This is a genomic window from Gardnerella sp. DNF00571G (assembly GCF_049262695.1).
In the GTDB taxonomy this organism is placed as follows: Bacteria; Actinomycetota; Actinomycetes; order Actinomycetales; family Bifidobacteriaceae; genus Bifidobacterium; species Bifidobacterium piotii.
Map to the genome: position 1 here is coordinate 1,015,482 of NZ_CP058396.1, position 22,085 is coordinate 1,037,566.

Genomic DNA, 22,085 nt, shown 5'->3' on the forward strand with positions numbered 1-22,085 from the left:
ACGGACACAAATGTCTACGTACTCCTCACAACTCAGCGAAGAACAACAAGCGGTTGATTGCGCTTACAGTCGATTAGATAACTTGCGTTCAACAATCCGAGCAAGGCTTGATTCTGTACGCGCTGCAGGCTCGCATGGCTCACCAACTCAGCGAACAGAACGAGATTCTTTTGCAACAATGTATGAAGATCGTTTAACGCAACTTAGAGCTGTAGAAGATAGACTCGTGTTCGGCAGACTAGACAGCCTAGAAGGCATAAGGCGCTACATTGGAAGAATCGGTTTACTAAGCGAAAATCACGACCCAATCTTAACTGATTGGAGAGCAGAAGCGGCTAGACCATTCTACGAAGCGACTCCTTCAAATCATGGAGACATTGTTATGCGCAGGCACATAACTCTTAAATTCCGAGAAGTTGTAGGAGTTGAAGACGAGATTCTAGATATTCATTCAGACGAAGTAAACAAAGCGTCTAAGCAAGGAACACTTACTGGCGAAGGCGCATTGCTTGCTTCTCTAGGTTCTCGTAGAACTGGAAAAATGACGGATATTGTTGCAACCATTCAGGCAGAACAAGACCGCATTATTCGCGCTCCTCTTGACCGTACAATTGTTGTGCAAGGTGGACCTGGTACAGGCAAAACTGCAGTAGCTTTGCACAGAGCAGCATACTTGCTCTACACGCATCGCAGAAAGCTTGAAAGATCAGGCGTTTTGATTGTAGGACCAAGCTCCGCATTCTTAAGATACATAGATCAAGTTTTGCCATCTTTGGGTGAAACTGGTGTTGTTAGCAGAACTATAGCGGATTTAATCCCAAATATTCATGCAACAACGCAAGACACTCCTCATGCAGCAAAACTTAAGGGAATGTACCGCATGAAAAACGTTATTCAAAACGCTATTTGCGCAAGAATACGCGTTCCTAAAGATTTGCCAACACTACGCATAAATGGTTTTGCTGTGCAATTAAAAAAGGAAGATATAGAGCTTGCACAATTAGACGCTCAGCGCACACACCAGCCTCATAACCAGGCGCGTAAAACATTTGTAAAGTCAGTTATAAGTTCGCTTAGAAACAGGTATCTAGAACAACTTGATTATGTTCCTTCCCAAGCGGAAATATCTGACATTACTTCGCAACTTAGAATGGAAAATAAGCTCAAGATTACATTAAATCTTGCTTGGCTACCTATGAATGCCAATTGGCTTATAGACCAACTCTTTTCTAAACCTGAACAACTTCGCATATATGCTCCTTGGTTAAGTGAAAATGATATTCGTGCATTGATTAGACCAAAAGGAAGTCCTTTAACTCAGTCCGACATCCCACTTCTTGACGAAGCTATGGAGCTACTAGGCCCAGATCCAAAGATTGAAGCACAAAACGCTGCTCTCGCTCGTAAAAAACTCGAAGAACAGCAATATGCTTCCGATACTCTTGCACAAAATGGCATAGGAAATGGCATTATTACCGCCGATATGCTTATTGAGAATATTCAAGGTAACGATGCAAGTATGGTTGCAAATCTTGCCGCGTCTGATAGAGAGTGGACTTATGGCCATGTTGTTGTAGATGAAGCGCAAGAGCTTACTGCAATGGATTGGCGTATGCTAATACGCAGGTGCCCTTCACGCTCATTTACAATTGTTGGCGATGTTGCACAAACCTCCTCTCTAGGTGGTACACATAGTTGGCAAAAAAACATGAGCTCATTGTTTGGAAACGAAAACTGGGATCTTTATGAACTAACAATTAATTACCGTAATCCTAAAGAAGTTTCTGAAGCTGCAGGAAAAGTTGCAAATAATTCTGGCTTATATATATCAACAGTTAATGCAGTTAGATCTGTTCCAGATTCGCTTGTTACACATACGGTTCAGAATCAAAATGAGCTTAATAATATGCTTGCTAAATATTGCATTGACTTATTTAACGAATTTGTTTCCGAAGACGGAAGCGGACGCGTAGCAATTATTGTTCCTCAAGAACTAATAAAGCATGCAAACAAAATCGTTAAAAATACTCTTAGCAAGAATCTTTCAACTAAGGAATATGCACGCATAATTCAGCAAAACTTTGACGATAGTCAAATTAGCGTTTGCAATGCGGAAAATGTTAAGGGATTGGAATACGATGCGGTAATTCTAATGCAACCTTCTGCCATCGAGCAGGAAGCAGCATCCAGACTTAGCGCAGCGGCAAATCTATACGTTGCAATGACAAGACCAACACAGCGTCTTGTTGTCTTGCGCACACAAGACGACGCCAATTTTTCAAAGTAATAATCGCGAAGTAAAAGTACTGAGTAAACCCAACTATTAACAACCTTGTTATTTGTTTGACCCTTTAATTGGGTCAAACAAATCAGGTTATCCCTCACACTATAACCATATTTATTCTAAGACTCAACGATTCGCTAACAAACAGCAAATCAACATTCACACAAACTCAAATACTCAAACTTATACTTATTCAGCAACATTCACAAATTGTTCACTCAATGTAAAATATTGCACAATCACTTACTTTTCTTAAGATCATCTATTGCACGTTCAAAATCTTCCAAACCAGTAAAATTCTGATATACGCTAGCAAAACGAAGATACGCCACCTCGTCTAGTTCACGCAACGGCTTTAATATTGCTTTTCCAACATCTTCGGATGTGATTTGAGCTAATCCACGAGCGCGTAAATCAGCTTCAACTTCCATTCCAAGAGTCTTTAGCTCCTCAGAATCTATTGGTCTACCCTGGCAAGCTTTTCCAACACCAGCAACCACTTTTGCCCTATCAAAAGGTTCCACAGAACCAGAACGCTTCATAACAAGCAATTGCGTAGTTTCTACTGTTGTAAAACGATTACCACACATCTGACACTCGCGCCTACGACGGATTGAATATCCATCCTCGCTGATTCTAGTGTCAATAACCTTAGTATCGGAATTCTTACAAAAAGGACAATGCATATATACAGCATACTAAAAATTAATTAAATATGTTATATATATTTCAATGTTTTATATAAATAAATCGATTTTTTCATATTTTTCCTCATATATTTTATAAAATTTATCGCAAAACACTCGAATAGATGGATATATAGATACATCCATAACAACAAGTGGTTCAACAATTGGTTTAACGCTTAGATCATTACAACTGAAACATGCAGAATCATCGCAATAATATAATGCAAACAAATCATACGAGTCTGACGAATTATATTCATAATCCGAACTCATAAATACTCCATTCTAATAATATTTGTAATAACAAAATCAGTCGTCAATAAAAGGTACTCGTATAGACTGCCCTACTTCTAAATCTGTAGAATCAAGATTATTTAATTGCATAAGGTAATCAACAGAATCAGAAATATTGCCATTTTTATCTGTTATGGATTTTGCATAACTCCATAAGGTATCTCCAGGTCGAACAGTATACGTTACAAAGGATTTTGATACGGCTGAAACAGCTGGCTTTGGCATAAAAATAATCCAAGCAAAACAAACTAACGCAGAAAAAACTATAAAACGAATAAATAATTTATTTTTGCGTTTTTTGTAACCCTTATTAGCCAAAGCGGCACGATTTGGTGTTGAATAACTAATACCATTAGAAGAGTTCAAGTTCTTATACATAACTATCCTTTCTTACGTTTTAATTGATATGAACATTTGTTCTATCGAACAAGTGTATTAATCTTGACACATTTGTTCTAAAGATGCAACGGCGTGTCGAACATATGTTTGATTTTTTTTGAAAAGTGTATTAGAATGTAAAACAACGAAAGGAGACACCATGAATACCACCCAAAACGAGCTTAGTGATTCTGCGGCGCACAACGCTGAGCCACTAACAGATCGCCAGAGAAAAATCATGGATGCTATACAGCAATGCCTCGAAGAACATGGATTCCCTCCATCATTTAGAGAAATAGGTGAAGCTGTAGGCTTAAGAAGTCCTTCTTCCGTAAAACATCAATTACGAGCACTCGAGATGAAAGGATTAATACGAATAAGTGCAAATAAAGGTAGAGCAATTGAAGTTATTGGAGATTTTATACAAAAGAATAAAGAAAAAGCCCATGCATTGCTTGAAAAACAATCAGCTATCGATGTGAGCATGTATAACAGTGAGTCTTTGATAAACTCTCACGATGTTCCTCTTGTTGGAAGAATCGCTGCAGGAGTACCTATAACAGCTGAACAACATGTTGAAGATGTTATGCGTTTGCCAGAAAGACTTACTGGAAGCGGAAATCTGTTCATGCTAGAAGTGCATGGAGATTCAATGATTGACGCAGCAATTTGCGACGGTGATTATGTTGTTGTGCGAGAACAGAATGAAGCAACAAATGGAGATATTGTTGCTGCACTGCTAGATAACGAAGCAACTGTAAAGACGTTTAGAAAAGAAAATGGTCACGTTTGGCTTATGCCTCACAATCCAGCGTATTCCCCTATAGATGGGTCTCACGCAAAGATAATGGGCAAAGTTGTTACCATTTTAAGAAAAATTTAATGATTTAAGAGATTTACAAGATTTACGAGATTAAAACAACTAAAGAGCGATACTGTTAAACGGATACAAATAAGCATATAAATAAAATCGCTGTGACCTATAAATCATATAGATTCTAAATCACAGCGATTAGAGAAAATAGATAGATAACAAGTATGTGCTCGCTTATTAAAACAAATTCATTGTTTAAGCGAGTGGATGAGAATCCTTAATGGTTACAGAAATTTGGCGACCATTTGGAGCAGAGTAGCTAACAGTATCACCCGCTTTAGCGCCAATAATTGCAGCACCAATCGGAGATTCTGGACTAATAACATCGTAATCGGTAGCAACAGCAATATCACGAGAACCAAGAACATAAGTCATCTCTCGACCAGCAAGATCTAAAGTAACAACAGAGCCATTGCCAACAAGGCCTTCCTCTGGAGCCTCAAGAATCTTTGCGTTGCGTAGCTTAACAATAAGCTCGTTAATACGACCCTCGTTCTTGCCCTGCTCTTCGCGAGCAGCCTGATAGCCACCGTTTTCAGACAAATCGCCTTCGGCGCGAGCAGCAGCAATACGCTCGGTGATTTCATCACGATATTCACCTTCGCGATGAGCTAATTCTTCCTTAAGCTTATCGTAGGCTTCTTTAGTCAATAGAATTACTTTTTCTTCAGCCATTTTGCAATCTCCTTAACAAAGAATAAAGAATAAAAGCAACAAAACAATCACTCGCGTTTAGCGAGTAGAAATAATATCAATCACAAAAACGAGGGTGTCCGAACCACCAATTCCAGCCTGCGGAACACCTCGTGAACCATAACCATACTCAGGCGGAATAGAAACAAGTAAGCGAGAACCAACATTATGTCCTGGAACAGTACGATCCCAACCCTGAATAACCTGACCAACACCAATACCAAAGCTGGCAGGAGTATGACGAGCAAAACTAGAGTCAAAAGGCTCACTTGCTCCCCAAACAACGCCATGGTAATTAACGGTAACAGTGTCTCCAGCACGAACCAAAGGCCCATTGCCTTCTACCAATTCAACAACCTTAAGCCCTGCTGGCGGCTCAAGCGCTGGGAACGTCACCGTTGGCGTAGTACCAAATTCCGCAACTACTTCTGGCATATCCTGTGCCATTTTGCCTCCTTTATAACCTCTTATAATCCCTTACAAACATGTGTAAATGCTTGCAAAAAGCCACTAACACTTACAAACTATTCATTAAAAACTTTGAATATTATAACATTTTTGCAATTTTATAGCGTGTTTTAGATTAGCACTCAACCGCTACCTATGCCAATACGCATATAACTTGCATAACAATATAGCAACACAATTCAAGCAAATATGCAAAACATCCTTAAGGAAAATGCAATAAAAATAGCTATAAATGCAATGACTATAACTAGCACTCAACTACATTCACAGCTAAGCCACCCTTAGATGTTTCGCGATATTTAGACATCATGTCTTGGCCAGTTTCCTTCATAGTTTTAATAGCACTATCCAAGCTAACAATATGAGAGCCATCACCTAGAAGAGCCATTCTAACAGCGTTAATAGCAGTGTTAGCAGCCATAGCATTGCGCTCGATACAAGGAATCTGAACCAAGCCACCAACCGGATCACAAGTGAGACCAAGATGATGCTCAATACCAATTTCGGCAGCATTTTCAACCTGCTGCGGAGTTCCGCCAAGAACTTCGCACAGGCCTGCAGCAGCCATAGAACACGCAGAACCAACTTCTCCCTGGCACCCAACTTCTGCGCCAGAAATAGAAGCATTGCGCTTAAACAAATAGCCAACAGCTCCAGAAGCAAGAAGGAACTTTATTATTCCCTCCTCGCTAGAACTGTCTACAAAACGCCAATAGTATTGCAAAACAGCCGGAATAATACCAGCGGATCCATTAGTCGGAGCTGTAACAATACGGCCACCCCCAGCGTTTTCTTCACTCACTGCAAGAGCAAAAAGATTTACCCATGCAGAATCAGAAGCTTCCAGAGCGCAATCAGCTCGCCTACGATTTTGTCTAAGCATATCGGAATTTGCAGCAAGACGAGCATACATACGCGGAGCACGCCTATGAACCTCAAGTCCACCTGGAAGAATCTGCTGCTTAGAGTTACATCCATGTTCAACACACTCTTCCATAACTTCCCAAACATGCAACAAATAAGAACGAACATATTCGGAATTACCGTTATGCAAAGCAAGTTCGTTTTGCCAAACAATGTCACTTATGCTCTTATGCTCTTTTTTGCAAATCGAGATAAGTTCTTTGCACGTTGTAAAAGGATATGGAACAGACGAGTCTTCACGCAAATCACTAGAAGATTCAGAATCTTTAAGATTAGAATCTTTAGTTTTATCTTCACTTTCTTCCACATTTTCATCAACGCGGTCATGCAAACCAATCATCTTATCGTTTGCATTGCCTTTGCGAATAAACCCGCCACCAATCGAATACCAAACTTGTTCGTCAACAGTATTACCAAAGGAGTCCAAAGCAACAAACCGCATGCCATTAGGATGTGCAGCCATGCGCCGCCACTTTTCAAAAACAACATCGGAATCGTAGTCAAATTCGATAGTATGACTATGCGCAAGTGTTAAAGTTCCGCTTTTCTTACAATCTTCGCGAATAGTCATCATGTGTTCCGTATCAACATCGTCTGGAAGGTTACCTTCAAGACCAGCAACCGATGCACGATCCGTGCCATGACCCAATCCAGTAAGAGACAAGGAGCCATACAGAGTGACTCGCACACGCGAAACGTCTTTAAGCTTTCCATTCTTTTGAAGAGAAGTCACAAAAGCATTCGCTGCGCGCATAGGTCCAACTGTGTGTGAAGAACTAGGACCTACACCAACCGAGAACATTTCTAAAATACTGAACACATATCTATTGTAAGCACAATTGTTAGTAGGCACGACACGCTACGTCAACGATCACTATCATAAGAGTGCAAAACACTACCGTCGTTTACATTATCAATCCAGTCTTCAATCAAGTGACTAACAAGATGCAAAACTAACCAGATAACAAAGGCAAAAATTACAGCGCAAATCATAACAAACATTGCATTTCCACTCACAGGAACATGCAAATCAAAGAAATGCGCAACAAACGGTATAAATGCACCAATAACGCCAGCAGCAGCAAAGCATAAGACCATAATTCCACGCCAAGAAATAAGTGGCTTAGAAACTGTAGCCAAAACTGCAACACCGAGCACAAAAACAGTAACAGCACAAATAGTGCGAGTTACACCAACAGCGTGCACAGATTCAACAATAAGCCTAGAAGCGTTAGCGTTAGAAGAATCAAGACCACGCGCAAGCATTAAAGGAGAAAGAATGGACACAACCAAAACAGACACAGCAACAGCTATGCCATTTGGTAAAGCAAAACGAACAACACGATGCAAGAATCCAGGAACGTAGCGCCTTGTATTAGGAGCCAAAGCGAGCAAAAATGCTGGAATACCAATGGTTAACGAACCGATATAGGTTATGTGACGAGGCAAATATGGGAAATTGAGACCGAGCAAAACCACACCTGCAGAAATCAGTGCAGAATACACGGTTTTAACAAGGAACAGTCCTGCAACACGTTCCATGTTTGCCATTACTTGACGACCTCTAGCAACAACGTCTGGAAGATGCGAGAAGCGTGAGTCAACAAGAACAACTTGCGCAACAGCCTTAGCAGCTGGAGCAGCGTTACCCATTGCAACGCCTAAGTCTGCTTCTTTGAGCGCAAGCGTGTCGTTCACACCGTCGCCAGTCATAGCTACAACGTGGCCTTTAGAGTGCAAAGCTTGAACAATCGCCTTCTTTTGATCTGGCAAAACGCGACCCAAAACGTCAACGTTTTCAAGAACTTCGGCAAGTTGATTTATATCTTTAGGCAACTGCCTTGCGTCCATAGAAACAGGCTTTGAGTTACCAGTTAGACCAACTTTTTCGGCAACAGATGCAACGGTTGTTGGATTATCGCCAGAAATAACGCGGCACCTAACACCTTGCTGTCTAAACCAAGCAAGAGTTTGACGAGCATCATCACGTATTTTCTCTGAGCATCGAACTAAAGCAACAGGGCGAGCGCTTGTGGACACTACTGGAGAACTGGAGAACGTTGCGTTATTAGAATCGCCAGAATCACTATAAGCAACAGCTAGAAGAAGAACACGATTACCCTGCTGAGCGTATTCGTTTACACGATTCAAAATTTGCTTAAACGAATCCGTTAAATGGCAATTATCGAGAGGAGAATCGCCAGCAACCGCAGAATCGCTGATTCCGCCTTCTGCAACCGCTGGAGCAATAGAACCGTGCAAATCGCTAGAAACAACACTAGATTTGCGTGCACAAATCGCAGTTGCTAAGACCTCTGGAGCACCCATATACCACGTTTCAAATCTACCGTCTTTTAGCGCGTAGCGTATTGCGCTCCACTTTCTTGCAGACGAAAATGGCAAGCGATCGCTAACACTAGAAGCAGAGGAAACACCTTGATTTTTAAGGCCTTCCATAATGGCAGAACCTGTAGCATTTGGATTTTCTTCGTTAGATAAGTCAAACAAAGCTTGATTCACCAAACGATTCGAGTCATCACCAATCAAGTCAACACCAACAAACGCGATTCCACCATCCGTAATAGTGCCCGTTTTGTCTAGATTAAGGCAATCCACTCGAGCCAAAGTTTCAACAGATTCAAGCTCCTGAACCAACGTTTTTTTACGCGCAAGACGCATTGCAGCAACAGCAAAGTTAAGTGAAGTTAAAAGAACAAGCCCTTCTGGAATCATGCCAACAACTCCAGCAACAGCAGAAACAACAGCACTCTTCCACTGCCCCGACTGTAAAGCTACAGCAAAGCCGCCAACCTTATTGATTTGCGACCAAACAAGCAAAACGCAAAGAGGAACAACAACAATCGTCATCCACTTTAGAATCGTGTTAATTCCACGACTCAAATCGGAGATTGTTTTTGTATAAACCTTTGCTTGTGCAGCAAGCTTAGACGCATAGCTGTTATCTCCTACAGCCGTAACGCGCATTAAAGCTACGCCAGAAACCGCAGTAGAGCCAGAATAAACAAAGTCGTCCGCAGCTTTACGAACAGTAACAGACTCGCCCGTAAGCATGGACTCGTCCATTTCTAAGCCCCAAGATTTAACAACATTTGCATCTGCAGGAACCTGGTCGCCAGAACGAACCCACAACAAATCACCAAGCACAATACCGCTATGATCAACATAAACATTTTTGCCTTCGCGCCGAACAATCGATTTGGAAGCAACAAGAATCGAAAGACGGTCGAGCGTACGCTTTGCGCGCAACTCCGTAACAACACCAATACCCGTGTTAATAAGAATCACAAAGCCAAAAACAGCGTCTTTCCAAGAGCCAGTGGAAAGAACAACAACCATTGCTGCAAAAATAATTGCGTTAAAAAGAGTAAACACGTTTGCGCGCACAATAGAAAGAACGGACCTAGATGTGCGATTATTTGTAACATTTACAAATCCGCGATTTACAGCATCAAAAACTTCGCTTTGCGTTAAGCCTTGTTCGCTAATCTCTGGCAAATCAGGGAAATCGGAGATATTCACAGAATCTGTAGAATCTGTAGAGCTTGTAGAGCTTTGCGAATCATGCATTTTTTGCAAACTCGTAACGTTAGCGCTAATCTTTGTCATTTATAACCACATCCCTACTGTGAGGCGTATTATCAATCACAGATTGAACGATTTTTAGAAGACTAGAATGTTGGATTTTATCGAAACCCTTAATTAGATTTGCGTCAAACAAATTCTCGCCATCTAAATCCTTAAGAATATAAAGCTTTGCTGCATACAAAGTGCGGTCCTTAGGTGGATTCTGCGGATTAACAAGCACAACAGGAATCCCAGCAGAACGCGCATATTCAAGCGCATTAGTCCAAGCTTTGCGAGCTTTTAGATCAACGTGCGCACCACCAGCATTGCTTTTAACGCTAGAATCAACGCGATCCGCTCTATCAACATTAATATTGTTTATCAAAATAATAGACACAGGATGATTTGAAGCGTCTGTAATTGCCGCTTGCGAAGCAAAATTAGCATTTTTGACGTCCGCAATCGAAGTATATGATGCATGCAAACCAGATTTCTCACACATATGCAAAAGCTTAGAATCAAGAGCCGCCTGCCTGGATCCAACTACAAACAATTTTATGTCTTCTACATCAATGCCATCATGAACAATGTCGTCCAAATGCCCGCTATCGCCAACAGCGTGGCCCTGAGGAGTGCAAGCACTTAGAGACGCAAATAAGAAAATCACCAATGCGGACGCAAAAGCCGAAACAACATAATTACGTTTGCACAAAACAGCACGAATCGCACGCATAAGAACGTGTTTTGTTTTGCGCATAAAGACCATAAGACTTTTATAGCACAAATCACGCACGAAGAGTATCGAAGAACAGCGCAAGAGTTAATAACTCTGGCCTATAACCACACAAGAGGTAAACATCATAGATAACAAAAACGCCGCTAAAACTAGCGGCGCAAAATTTGTACCCCCTAAGAGAGTCGAACTCTTGTTGTCAGATTGAAAGTCTGGTGTCCTAACCGTTAGACGAAGGGGGCTTTAACCAAACCATATGATATTAACACTCATGCGCAGTTCTTGCAAATTACGGCGTGTTGAAGGAAGACAACGCGATTCTAACGCACCACACGCAACGCACCACACGCCACGCCACGCTCAACAATCAAATCCACAACTCACTTTTTAACAACATACGCAAAATCATGAATCACGCGACCAGCTTCCAATCCCTTGCGCTCAAAATTCGTCAAAACACGCCCATCAAAGCGACGCGACTCCACAAAATCCGCATGAGGCAAATCCGCAGCATCTTGCGCATTACCCTTTCCAACATGCTCAATCGGCAAGCTCACACGCAAATCGCCATCGTTTTCAAAGCCTTCAAAAGAATCCATAACTTCGTGAACATGCAATGCGTAATCCTCAATATCTGTAGCAATTCGCCAAACTCCGCCTGCAACAAGCGCATTATGCACAGACTTAGCCAAAGAAGGCTGAACAATTCGGCGCTTGTGATGACGCATTTTAGGCCAAGGATCTGGGAAAAATGTCCAAACTTCTGCCAAAACACCACTTTTGCACGCTGCAAGAAAATCAGGAGCGTTAACTTGCGCAATTCGCAAATTATGCAAATCCTGCTTACCAGCCAAAAGCATAGTGTGCGCTACGCCTGGGTCATAAACTTCTAGCGCAAGAAAATTCGTATTCGGGTTTGCTGCAGCAGCCGCCACAATATTTTCTCCCTGACCCGATCCGATTTCGACTATAAGCGGATTAGCATTGCCCCAATTGGCTTCAATCCACTGCGAATCCACACACAAATCGCTTTTTACGCGCAAAGACCCATCGCCATCCGCAATGCATAGCAAATAAGCGCTTGAGTAGCGCTGCTTGGCTTTCTCTAAGCGCGCGTCAAGCCTAGCAGACCTTCGTACAAAAGAAAGAATCGCCCTAGCGGATGCGTGAGGCTGTTGAGGTTTGGAAGAGTCGCCAGCAACCGCGCAATCATACGCACCAGCAGTCAAATCACCAGTCAAATCACCAGTCAAATCGCCAAAAGAGTGGCCACTATGCAAATCGTCACTTGCACTATCTACATTAAAATCGTTCATTTTTAGCCAATCTTCCTTATTTTCTTGCATACGCGATTGAATCACAACTCATCGCATAATATCAAACGCGCAAAACACTGCAACAATCACAAACACTGGAACAAATACAAACAATGCCAAAAACACAATATGATTCAAGCGCTATAATTTCCCTATAACATTATGCAAAAACAGCATATGCAAGAAAGGTAAACGGTAAACAATGACTATTCTAGTTACAGGCGGATGCGGCTACATTGGCGCACACGTTGTACACGCTCTTCACCAAGCAAAGCAAAACGTTGTAGTTGTAGACGATTTGAGCTACGGAAAGCCTACAAGAATTGAAGGCGCGCGACTTTACGGAATGGACATTGCTTCCCCAGACGCTGGAGCGCGACTTGCGCAAATAATGAAGGAAAATAACGTTGACTCTGTGATTCACTTTGCTGCGCGAAAGCAAGTTGGAGAGTCAGTAGAAAAGCCACTTTGGTACTACCAGCAGAACATTAATGGCATGCTTAACGTTTTAGAAGGAATGCGCCAAAGTGGTGCTAAAAAGCTTGTTTTTTCGTCTAGCGCAGCCACGTATGGCGAGCCGCCTGTAGAAGTTGTGCCAGAAGACGTTGTTCCAATGCTTCCGATTAATCCTTACGGCCAAACTAAACTTTTTGGCGAGTGGATGGCACGCGCTTGCGAACACACTTATGGAATTCGTTTTTGCGCACTTCGCTACTTTAACGTTGCGGGATGCGGGCCTGTGGAGCTAGAAGATCCTGCGATTTTGAACCTGATTCCTATGCTTTTAGATAGGTTGCAGCAAGGCAAAGCTCCTGCGATTTTTGGCAACGACTACCCTACTGCCGACGGCACTTGCATTCGCGACTACATTCATGTTTCGGATCTTGCAGACGCGCACATTGCAGCGCTTACTTATTTAGATCGCGATGAGCGCAAGTATGACGCTTTTAACGTTGGAACAGGCAAAGGCACTTCTGTTCGTCAAATTGTAGACGAAGTTAGGCGCGTTACAGGCTTGCCATTTAGAGAGGCGATTTTAGGGCGTAGAGCTGGCGATCCGCCACAATTGATTGGAAGCACTAAGCGCATTAACGAAGAAATGGGGTGGCATGCGCGCTACAACGTTAAGGATATTGTTGAATCCGCATGGGAAGCTTGGCAAGCAAATCCAAACCATCATATTGACGTTGAATCGTGGAAGCAAGTTGACTAAGCAGGTTGACTAGCTTATAAACAAAAAACGCGCGGCAAAAATGCTGCGCGTTTTGTTATTTAGTTTTTATTTATTTACTTGTGGCTCCGAGCGGGATCGATCCGCTGACCTAGCGATTTTCAGTCGCTCGCTCTACCAACTGAGCTACAGAGCCATGATGAATAAAAAACCCGGCGAACCGGGCCTTTACTAATCGCGACCCCGGCCGGACTTGAACCGGTGACCTCCGCCGTGACAGGGCGGCGCTCTAACCAACTGAGCTACGGGGCCGTGGCTTTGTTCCATTGAACAGCCGAGTTACTATCTTACAGAATCCACGCCAAAATGCAAGTTCAAAAGCACGTTCGGCGTGTTGCCGCAGAATATCAAGCAAACACGACGCTGGCTACTCCAGCTCCATTGCACCCGTGCAAAGTTGATAATATTCACCACGCTTTTTCATCAAGTCTTCATGAGACCCACGCTCAACAATGCGACCATGGTCCAAAACCATAATCACATCCGCGTTTCGCACTGTAGAAAGCCTGTGCGCAATAACAAACACGGTTCTATCTTGCATCAAAGCGTCCATCGCGCTTTGCACAAGCGCCTCCGTATGCGTGTCGATCGAAGAAGTTGCTTCGTCTAAAATCAAAACTGGCGGATTCGCAACAGCAGCGCGCGCAATCGCAATCAACTGCTTTTGGCCCTGCGAAAGCTCTGCTCCGCCGTCTTTAATACGCGTATTATAGCCGTCTGGCAGCTTAGAAATAAAGGAATCCGCATGCGCAAGAGTGGCGGCAGCAACGCAATCCGAGTCGCTAGCATTAAGGCGTCCGTAGCGAATATTGTCCATTATGCTTGCACTAAACAATCCAACGTCTTGCAAAACGGTTGCAACAGCATGGCGTAAATCACTTTTGCAAATATTACGAACATCGATTCCGTCATACAAGATTTGACCATCAGCAATGTTGTAAAAACGCGTAAGAAGATTGGCGATAGTGGTTTTGCCAGCTCCAGTTGCACCTACAAGCGCAACTTTTTGACCCGCGTGCGCATACCAAGATATGTTGTGCAAAACAGTTTTAGAAGGCTCGTAGCCAAACGTAACGTTTTCAAAGCGAACATCTCCCCTAACAAGCGTGTACACGCCGTCTTTGGAGCAAATCGCGTGTTTTTGGGCATCTGCGCAAGAATCGGAGCTTAAAGAACCACAATCTGAAGAACCACCACTTAAATTTTTAGAGCAATTTTTCCACGCCCAATACACGTTATTTCCGCAAGAATCTTCGCTTACTTCGTTAAAAACTTGCAAATAAGAATGTTTAGATGCTGTAAAATCTACTTGATTTACTTGCGATTTATCAATATCTGATAGCGATTTATCTCCACTATCGCCACTATCTCCGCTATCTCCACAACAACACTCAACGATTTTTGCGCGAATTTTAACGAGCTTAACTGTTCCATCATCTTTTTCAACAGGCTCATCTAAAAGCGCAAAAATGCGATTCGCGCCTGCAGCTGCCATCATAAGCGAATTTAATTGCATTGTTATCTCGCCAATCGGATTTATAAACGCGCGAGAAAGCGTAAGAAGCGATATAAGCGTGCCGATTGTAAGCGTGCTTGAATTATTCAATGCATCGCCGCCAAACGCGCCACTCAGCCCAGCAGAAGGCACGCCAGCATTTACAGCCCACGCTCCAAAAATCGCAAGCAAAACGTAAAAAAGATAGCTCGCGTTACTAATCACAGGCATAACATTATTTGCGTAAGAATTGGCGCTAGCAGAAATTTTTTGCACGCGAGAAGCCAAATCGCTTAATTTTTCCACCGTCGCGCGCTCGTGATTAAAAATCTTAATAACTTTTCTACCAGAATCCGCCTCTTCTACAAACTCGTTCAAATCACCCAAAGCTGCCTGGAATTGCACAAAAAGCTTGCCCGAACGCTTAAGCATAAAACGCACTAGAAGTAAAAGAATTGCAGTAAAAATCACAACAAAAATCGCAACAGGAATCGAAAGCCAAACAATCGCGCAAAACGCAGCCGCAATAGACATTAGCGCGCTAAACGAGTCGGGAAAAGACCAAGAAATCGCTTCATGGAGCGCTTCCGTGTCGTTTGTGTATCGGCTCATAACATCGCCATATCCATGAGCATCTAAGTACCCAAGCGGAAGATCTTGATGATGCTTAAACATTTGATTTCTAAGGTTTCGCATTACACTTTGCGCGATTTTTACAACCAGCCTGCTCCAAAGCCAGCTAAAGAACACGCCAATAGCGCACACGCATGCCATAATTGCAATCATTCGCAAAAGTGGCGCAAAATCGGGATTACGCTTGCCAATTAGAGGCAAAATGTACGCGTCTACAAGCGATTGCAAAAACATTGCGCTTACAGCTTGAACAATGGAGCTTACAATAATTGACGCAATAACAACAAAAACTTGCATCTTGTAAGCCATAATATAAGACGCTAAGCGCTTTAGAACGCGCCAATTTAGAGCGGATTTTTCTTGCGATTTTTGCGAAGACTTTTGCGCAGACTTTTGCGCCAAGTTTTCTTGCGACTTTTCTTGCGACTTTTCATTATTTTTCATTGTTAATCCTGCCGCCTTCGCTACCTTCGACGCCTTCGCTGCCTTCGCTGTTTTTAGATTCAATCATTTTTGCGCTTTGAGAAATCGCCATTTTTCTATACGTTTCACACGATTCCATCAACTCGCTATGCTTTCCTTTAGCAACAACACGCCCATCTTTAAGAACAACAATCAAATCCGCGTGCATGCAAGAAGACACGCGTTGCGCAACAATGATTTGCGTGGAATCGGGCATAAAATGCCTTAAATTCTCGCGAATCTTGGCGTCTGTTTTAACGTCTACCGCACTCATTGAATCGTCTAAAATCAAGATTTTTGGCCGCTTTAGCAACGCGCGCGCAATGCAAAGTCGCTGCTTTTGTCCGCCCGAAAGATTCTTGCCGCCTTGCTCAAGATTCGTGTTATATGCATGCGGCAAATCGTCTATAAACTCTTGAGCGCAAGCGATTTTACACGCCTCGCGCAAGTCGGAGTCACTCGCATTCTCGTTGCCCCATCGAAGATTTTGCGCAATAGTGCCGCTAAACAGAATATTTTTTTGTAACACAATTCCTATCTGGTTGCGTAAACTTTTGGAATCATAAAAACGAACGTCTGATCCGCCTACAAAAACAGTGCCTTTTGTTACATCGTAAATGCGCGCAATCAAATTTATAATACTTGACTTTCCACTACCCGTTGCGCCCACAATCCCAACAGTAGAGCCAGAAGGAATATTTAGATTTATGTTGTGTAAAATTTCCTGACTACCTTTAGACGAATCGCAAGCAACCGAAGACGAATCGCCATTTACGCGCGCAGAATCATAAGCAAAATCATACGCAAAATCAACATTATTAAAGCAAATCGAAGCATCCGCAAGCTCTGTAATCGGGTTTTTATGAACATACTCACTGTTATGTGATTGTAAAACATTTGCAACACGATGCATTGACGTGCGCGCAGTAACCGTCATAACAAAAATTACAACCAAATTAGCCAACGCAAACAAAATTTGCAACGCATACACAACCAGCGCCGCAAGATTTCCCGTAGTCAAGCCAAGTGCAGGATTATTTCCCGAAGCAACGATTTGCTTAGAGGCCATCCACGCAATAAGAAGCAAACACGCATAAAAACACAGGTTAAAAAGCGGAATGCTGCAATTTAGAACATACTCTGCTTTTAAAAAATAGCTGTAAATCTTATGCGATATACGCCTAAAACGGTGGTTTTCGTAGTCTTCCCTAACATACGACTTAACAATGCGAATATTGCGCAAATTTTCGCTAACCATGCTGTTCATGCTGTCAATTGTGCCGTAAATTCGCGCAAAAGTGGGCGCAACAATCTTGGCACCAATACCACAAATAATGCCAACAATTGGAATAAGACTAAGAAAAACCCAAGAAATAGAAGGGCTTATGCAAAAAGTAAACCACCACGCTGCAACAATAATCACAAGGCTGCGAACGCCTGCGCGAATAACCATTTGATACGCAAATTGAATATTAGAAACGTCGCTAGTTAATCGCGTAACAACAGTGCCAGTAGAAAAACGGTCAAGATCGCAAAAACTCAACGATTGCAAGCGACTAAACATCTTGCATCGCAAATTTTTGCCAAAGCCAGCGCTAGAATGAGCGCAACAAACGCCAGAAATAACGCCGAAAATCATTGATATTGCAGCAAAAGCGAGTAATTGCAAGCCGTAGTATTTAACAGCGTTTTGGGATTTTGCGGCAATTCCAAAGTCAATAAGACTAGACATTACTGTTGGAATCGCAATTTGCATAGACGCTTCTACAAAAATCGCAACAGACGTGATTACACCAAGCATGCGATAGCGCTTTAACAGCGGCATTATTGTGCGAAACGCATGAGGCGCGTAATCCTTGTGTTTTTTATGCGATTTTGCTTTCATGCGACCTCTCTATTAAACGAATTTATACGCTTAATCATATCACTTCTGACTTGTAGATCGCTATTTCTAACAACCATTAGCTAACTCGCGTCACCTTCGCCAACTACACGATCCTTGCCATAGATTGATGGAATAAAACGCTCTTGATCGTGAAGCTTTTCCCAGATTACAGGCGGCTCGGCTGGATTTTCCAGCGACTTTGGCACATCAATAATCCGCTGATTACTAGAGCCGCGGAATTGCAATAGCGAATCGTGAAGATCCTTCATATATCGCCCGTCAACAAGAATGTCAATGTATTGCAAAAGCTCAAGCTTATCTGGCGTCTCGCCTTTGCGCATAAGCTCTTCCCAAGTGTAACCAGTCCAGCTCCAAATGTCTTTTGTATTTCCAAACTCGCTTCTAATACGCTTGCAAAGTGGCAGCAAAATGCCAGTGTTAAGAAGCGGCTCGCCGCCAAGAAGAGTCAATCCTTGCACGTACGGAAGCGCCAAATCTTCCATAATTTGGTCTTCAAGCTTTTGCGTGTATGGGTATCCTGCGCGAAAATCCCAAATCGACTCGTTATAGCATTCAACGCAATGGAACGGGCAGCCAGAAACGTACAGCGAGCAACGGATTCCTTCGCCATCCGTCATCAAAAAACGCTTATAATCCGCAATCATGCCCTTGCTCATGCGCTCACTGGACCACTGCCCTGCGCGCGGATTATTAGAAAGAGAGGTTGGAATCCAAGGCCCGCGGTTAACGTCTGCAGGTGCAAAATCGTGCAAACTTATGCGAGCCATGGTTCCAACCTTTTTAGTAATTTAGCCTAGCTTTTACTTTATTTTATGCGACTTTATGCGACTTCATGTGACTTTAAGCTGCGACTTTACGCGATTACACGCTCCGCGATTTTACGCCGCAATCCTACGCACTACTTAGTTTCCTCGTACCACTCGCGAGACTCGCCATTGTTAAGAACAACATGACCAGTTTCGCCAGACATGTGCTTTACGCGGTGAGCAATCTCCTCGTGGCGGCCGTGAACCATTGGTCGCTGAACAGGATTACCCAAGTAGCCGCAAGTGCGCTTAGTCACATTGCACTTATCTGGGTCACTGTTGCCGCACTCTGGGCAGCGGAAGCCTTCCTTCGTTGGCTCAAAATCGCCCTGGAATCCGCAAACAAAGCAATGGTCAATCGGAGTGTTCGTACCCAAGTAGCCAATGCCAATCTTGTAAGCATAATCCCAAACAGCCTCCAAAGCCTTAGGATTCGCTTGCAAGCATGGGAACTCGCAGTAGTTAATAAAGCCACCAGAAGCAAGGTACGGGAAGTCAACCTCGTAGCGGAGCTTCTCCATAGGAGTTGGCTGCAACCACACTGGGTAATGGAAGGAATTAGTGTAGAAGTCGTGATCTGTAACGCCTTCAATGCTGCCAAATTTCTGGCGATCCATGCGGTTAAAGCGATCCGTCAAAGACTCAGCAGGAGTGGAATATACCGAGTAGTGGTATCCCTCTGCCTTCGACCACTGCTGGCAAAGCTGATTCATGCGGCGAACCATAGAAAGCGCAAATTGCTTGCCATCCTCATTCCAGCTATGATCTTGCATCCAATCCTTGCCAAAGAACACGGATGTAGCTTCATACAAACCAATGTAGCCAAGAGACACGGTTGCACGCTCGTTGCGGAACAGCTGATCCACGCTCTCGTTAGCGCCCAAACGCCCAAACGCGCCATAGCGGAACAGCGTTGGAGCGTTTACAGGAGTTGCCTGCTTGCAACGCATAATGCGGAATCGCAAAGCTTGATGCGCCACTTCCATGCGCTCGTTAAAAAGCTTCCAGAAGCGGTTTACGTCTCCGTGAGACTCCAGCGCAATACGAGGCACATTAACCGTTACAACGCCAAGATTCATGCGGCCGTCTTCCACGTCTTTGCCAGTCTTTGGATCAATCCAGCCCTGAAGGAAGGATCGGCAACCCATAGGAGCCTTAAAGGAGCCTGTAATCTTAACAATATTCTCGTAGAACACAACGTCTGGATACATGCGCTTTGTAGAGCACTCAAGCGCAAGCTGCTTCAAATCGTAGTTTGGGTCGCCCGCATCTGCGTTAACACCGTGCTTAATAGTAAACACAAGCTTAGGGAAGATTGCGGTATGACGATCCTTGCCGAGTCCGCGAATGCGATTAAGCAAAATAGCACGCTGAATTTCGCGAGCAAACCAAGACGTACCAAGACCAAAGCCAACAGTTACGAACGGAGTTTGGCCGTTAGAAACGCGGTTGGAATTGATTTGATATTCCATTGTTTGCATAGCGTCGTAAATCGCCTTGCGCGTCATAATCTTTGCGTAAACTTCGCGAATCTGATCCAACTCACTCAAATTCTCGTCAAAAGGAGTGTCTGCTGGAAGAGGATCCCTATCTGAGCAATGAAGATTCTTAGGCTCCTGGGCTTTAAGGCCGTCAATCATGGCCTTAGCAACTTCGATTGGCGTAGAGTCTGGAATCATCGCCTGAGCCATAGCAAGATTCTTGTCGTAATCGCACTTAGCGTAAGGCTCAAGCATCTCGTCTGCGCGGTTTACAGTCTGGCCGCCGTACTGCGCGCCTGCAATATCCTTAATAATCTGCGTAACTTGAGTAGCCGCCGTGCCAATCGACTTTGGGCTATCCATCATTGCGTTTCCAAGCGCAAATCCCTTAGCAAGCATGTTGCCAAAATCTGGAAGCGAGCAATTGCTCATGCACGTAAATGGCGAATAATCGGCATCGTGGAAGTGAATATCGCCCTTCATGTGCGCGTTAGAAACCGCGTGTGGAAGCATAGAGAACGCGGAAGCCTTAGAAACAGCGCCAGCAAGCAAATCTCGCTGAGTAGCGTAAACGTTGGAATCCTTGTTGGCATTTTCGCGCACAAGCGACTCATCTCGGTTTACAAGGCGATTCACAGCTTCGTTAATATCGGTTGCCTTAGCGCGGTCGATATCTCGGTTCAGGCGATAGCTTGTGTAGCAACGCGCAACTTCGTAAAGGTGATTTTCAATAAGACCATGCTCAACAAGAGTCTGAATATCTTCGATTTTTGCAGGGCCATTGTAGCGGTCTTGAATCTCGGCCTCAATATGATCCGTAATATCGCGAATCATTTGCTCTTCTTGAGGACCAACTTCTTTGCGCAAATCCTTAAACGCAGCTTTAATGGCCATTATTATGTTCATTGGGTCAAAGTCAACAACGCGGCCATCGCGCTTTTCGACTTGCACGCGAGACTTCTTAGAAGAGTCGTTGAAGACGCCATTAAAATCGCCCAAAGCGGCTGCTTGTTCATCTTGCAAAGTGGCATCTTCTAAAGTCATATCAGAGACCTGCATTCTACAGACCTTTCTCAATCTACCGTGTATTTTGCATCGCAAATCGACTTATGATTCGCAACAACTTGCTCTACTATAACCCATTGCATGCACAATATCTAGGGCAACTTACATAAAAAACAAACTATATATAGTGATTTTGTGGTTTCTGGCGATTTTCCAGGCGTGTCTCAGCGTGCCGTGCGCGCGGCTAGGGCGAGTCGCGCAAATTCTTGACGCTTTGATATATTGAGTCACGTGGAACAGACAGCTTTTCAACATGCAGAAGAATTTGGATTCCAACCTGGAGACATCGTACAGCAGTGGCTGTGGGACGATGACGTTGACGATGCGATTTGCAGCAATATCGAAGAATTGACTGGCGAAGAACTTGTTGACGAAGATTACAACTCCACTGTTGACGGAGTGATTATTTGGTGGCGAGACGGCGACGATGAAGACGAGCTAGCAGACACCATTATGGATGCAACAAACATGTTGAACAGCAACGCACCTATGTGGGTTTTAACACCTAAGCCAGGGCGTGCTGGTTCTCCAAGCTCGAGCACTGTTCAAGCAGCAGCAATGACTGCTGGAATGAACGCCGCAACGCCTTTAACAGTTAGCGAAGATTGGAATGGTATTCGCTTGCGCGCATTCGGCAAAGGTCAAAGCAAGTAGCGCATTTAGCCAGCGCTTAGTCGCGCTTAGTTAGTTAGTTAGCCGACGCTTTTTGTTGCTCTAAACGGCATTTTGAACAACATTTTCGGGAAAACAACTCCGCTTTTTGTAGCG

General features: G+C 43.5%; 16 protein-coding genes and 3 tRNA genes. 4 read left to right on the forward strand and 15 right to left on the reverse strand.

Annotated elements, in window-relative coordinates; translation table 11 throughout:
• The first annotated feature begins 10 nt into the window (after window positions 1-10).
• Window positions 11-2,287 carry an AAA family ATPase gene (locus HXT30_RS04230; RefSeq protein WP_032817014.1) on the forward strand — a complete coding sequence of 759 codons (2,277 nt, stop codon included), beginning with the start codon at window positions 11-13 and terminating at the stop codon, window positions 2,285-2,287.
• Window positions 2,288-2,523: 236 nt separating this feature from the next.
• Here HXT30_RS04230 and nrdR read toward each other — a convergent pair whose 3' ends face one another.
• On the reverse strand, window positions 2,524-2,970 hold the full coding sequence (gene nrdR, locus HXT30_RS04235) for a transcriptional regulator NrdR (RefSeq protein ID WP_032812895.1): 447 nt from the start codon (window positions 2,968-2,970) through the stop codon (window positions 2,524-2,526).
• Window positions 2,971-3,282: 312 nt separating this feature from the next.
• Window positions 3,283-3,645 carry a LysM peptidoglycan-binding domain-containing protein gene (locus tag HXT30_RS04240; RefSeq protein ID WP_016635773.1) on the reverse strand — a complete coding sequence of 121 codons (363 nt, stop codon included), beginning with the start codon at window positions 3,643-3,645 and terminating at the stop codon, window positions 3,283-3,285.
• A gap of 160 nt (window positions 3,646-3,805) precedes the next feature.
• On the opposite strand from HXT30_RS04240, the gene lexA reads away from it, so the two are divergent.
• The gene (gene lexA, locus HXT30_RS04245) at window positions 3,806-4,528 is read left to right on the forward strand and encodes a transcriptional repressor LexA (RefSeq protein ID WP_016635772.1); all 723 of its coding nucleotides are present in this window, start codon (window positions 3,806-3,808) and stop codon (window positions 4,526-4,528) included.
• Between the two features lie 186 nt (window positions 4,529-4,714).
• Here lexA and HXT30_RS04250 read toward each other — a convergent pair whose 3' ends face one another.
• From HXT30_RS04250 to trmB, 7 genes are all read right to left on the reverse strand, one after another.
• Window positions 4,715-5,194 carry a GreA/GreB family elongation factor gene (locus HXT30_RS04250; RefSeq protein ID WP_016635771.1) on the reverse strand — a complete coding sequence of 160 codons (480 nt, stop codon included), beginning with the start codon at window positions 5,192-5,194 and terminating at the stop codon, window positions 4,715-4,717.
• A gap of 57 nt (window positions 5,195-5,251) precedes the next feature.
• Window positions 5,252-5,659: an FKBP-type peptidyl-prolyl cis-trans isomerase gene (locus tag HXT30_RS04255; protein ID WP_004130076.1), complete on the reverse strand. Its 408-nt coding sequence runs from the start codon at window positions 5,657-5,659 to the stop codon at window positions 5,252-5,254.
• A 268-nt stretch (window positions 5,660-5,927) separates the two neighbouring features.
• Entirely contained in the window at window positions 5,928-7,406 is a 1,479-nt protein-coding gene (locus HXT30_RS04260; RefSeq protein ID WP_032817010.1) for an L-serine ammonia-lyase, read from the reverse strand.
• A 62-nt stretch (window positions 7,407-7,468) separates the two neighbouring features.
• A complete protein-coding gene (locus HXT30_RS04265) occupies window positions 7,469-10,192 on the reverse strand; it encodes an HAD-IC family P-type ATPase (protein WP_422111841.1) in 2,724 nt (907 codons plus the stop codon).
• 25 nt (window positions 10,193-10,217) lie between these two features.
• Complete coding sequence (locus HXT30_RS04270; RefSeq protein ID WP_016635767.1) at window positions 10,218-10,955, reverse strand: hypothetical protein; 738 nt, start codon at window positions 10,953-10,955, stop codon at window positions 10,218-10,220.
• 137 nt (window positions 10,956-11,092) lie between these two features.
• Window positions 11,093-11,164: transfer RNA gene (locus HXT30_RS04275), tRNA-Glu, on the reverse strand.
• Window positions 11,165-11,302: 138 nt separating this feature from the next.
• Window positions 11,303-12,268 carry a tRNA (guanosine(46)-N7)-methyltransferase TrmB gene (gene trmB / locus HXT30_RS04280; RefSeq protein WP_016635765.1) on the reverse strand — a complete coding sequence of 322 codons (966 nt, stop codon included), beginning with the start codon at window positions 12,266-12,268 and terminating at the stop codon, window positions 11,303-11,305.
• A gap of 172 nt (window positions 12,269-12,440) precedes the next feature.
• Between trmB and galE the strand changes: the two genes are divergently transcribed.
• Entirely contained in the window at window positions 12,441-13,451 is a 1,011-nt protein-coding gene (gene galE / locus HXT30_RS04285) for a UDP-glucose 4-epimerase GalE (RefSeq protein ID WP_016635764.1), read from the forward strand.
• 81 nt (window positions 13,452-13,532) lie between these two features.
• On the opposite strand, the gene HXT30_RS04290 is transcribed toward galE, so the two are convergent.
• The 6 genes from HXT30_RS04290 to nrdD form a co-directional block, all read right to left on the reverse strand.
• Window positions 13,533-13,605, reverse strand: a tRNA-Phe gene (locus HXT30_RS04290).
• A 42-nt stretch (window positions 13,606-13,647) separates the two neighbouring features.
• Window positions 13,648-13,721: transfer RNA gene (locus HXT30_RS04295), tRNA-Asp, on the reverse strand.
• Between the two features lie 115 nt (window positions 13,722-13,836).
• Window positions 13,837-16,041, reverse strand: a complete 2,205-nt coding sequence (locus HXT30_RS04300; protein ID WP_422111370.1) for an ABC transporter ATP-binding protein — start codon at window positions 16,039-16,041, stop codon at window positions 13,837-13,839.
• Window positions 16,031-17,944, reverse strand: a complete 1,914-nt coding sequence (locus HXT30_RS04305) for an ABC transporter ATP-binding protein (RefSeq protein WP_422111371.1) — start codon at window positions 17,942-17,944, stop codon at window positions 16,031-16,033. The genes HXT30_RS04300 and HXT30_RS04305 overlap by 11 nt, the downstream gene beginning before the upstream one ends.
• A gap of 80 nt (window positions 17,945-18,024) precedes the next feature.
• Window positions 18,025-18,732 (reverse strand): anaerobic ribonucleoside-triphosphate reductase activating protein, encoded by a 708-nt coding sequence (gene nrdG / locus HXT30_RS04310; RefSeq protein WP_422111372.1) that lies wholly within the window; start codon window positions 18,730-18,732, stop codon window positions 18,025-18,027.
• 131 nt (window positions 18,733-18,863) lie between these two features.
• Complete coding sequence (gene nrdD / locus HXT30_RS04315) at window positions 18,864-21,311, reverse strand: anaerobic ribonucleoside-triphosphate reductase (protein ID WP_422111373.1); 2,448 nt, start codon at window positions 21,309-21,311, stop codon at window positions 18,864-18,866.
• Between the two features lie 237 nt (window positions 21,312-21,548).
• On the opposite strand from nrdD, the gene HXT30_RS04320 reads away from it, so the two are divergent.
• Window positions 21,549-21,971 carry a DUF3052 domain-containing protein gene (locus HXT30_RS04320; RefSeq protein ID WP_101896648.1) on the forward strand — a complete coding sequence of 141 codons (423 nt, stop codon included), beginning with the start codon at window positions 21,549-21,551 and terminating at the stop codon, window positions 21,969-21,971.
• Window positions 21,972-22,085: the final 114 nt, after the last annotated feature.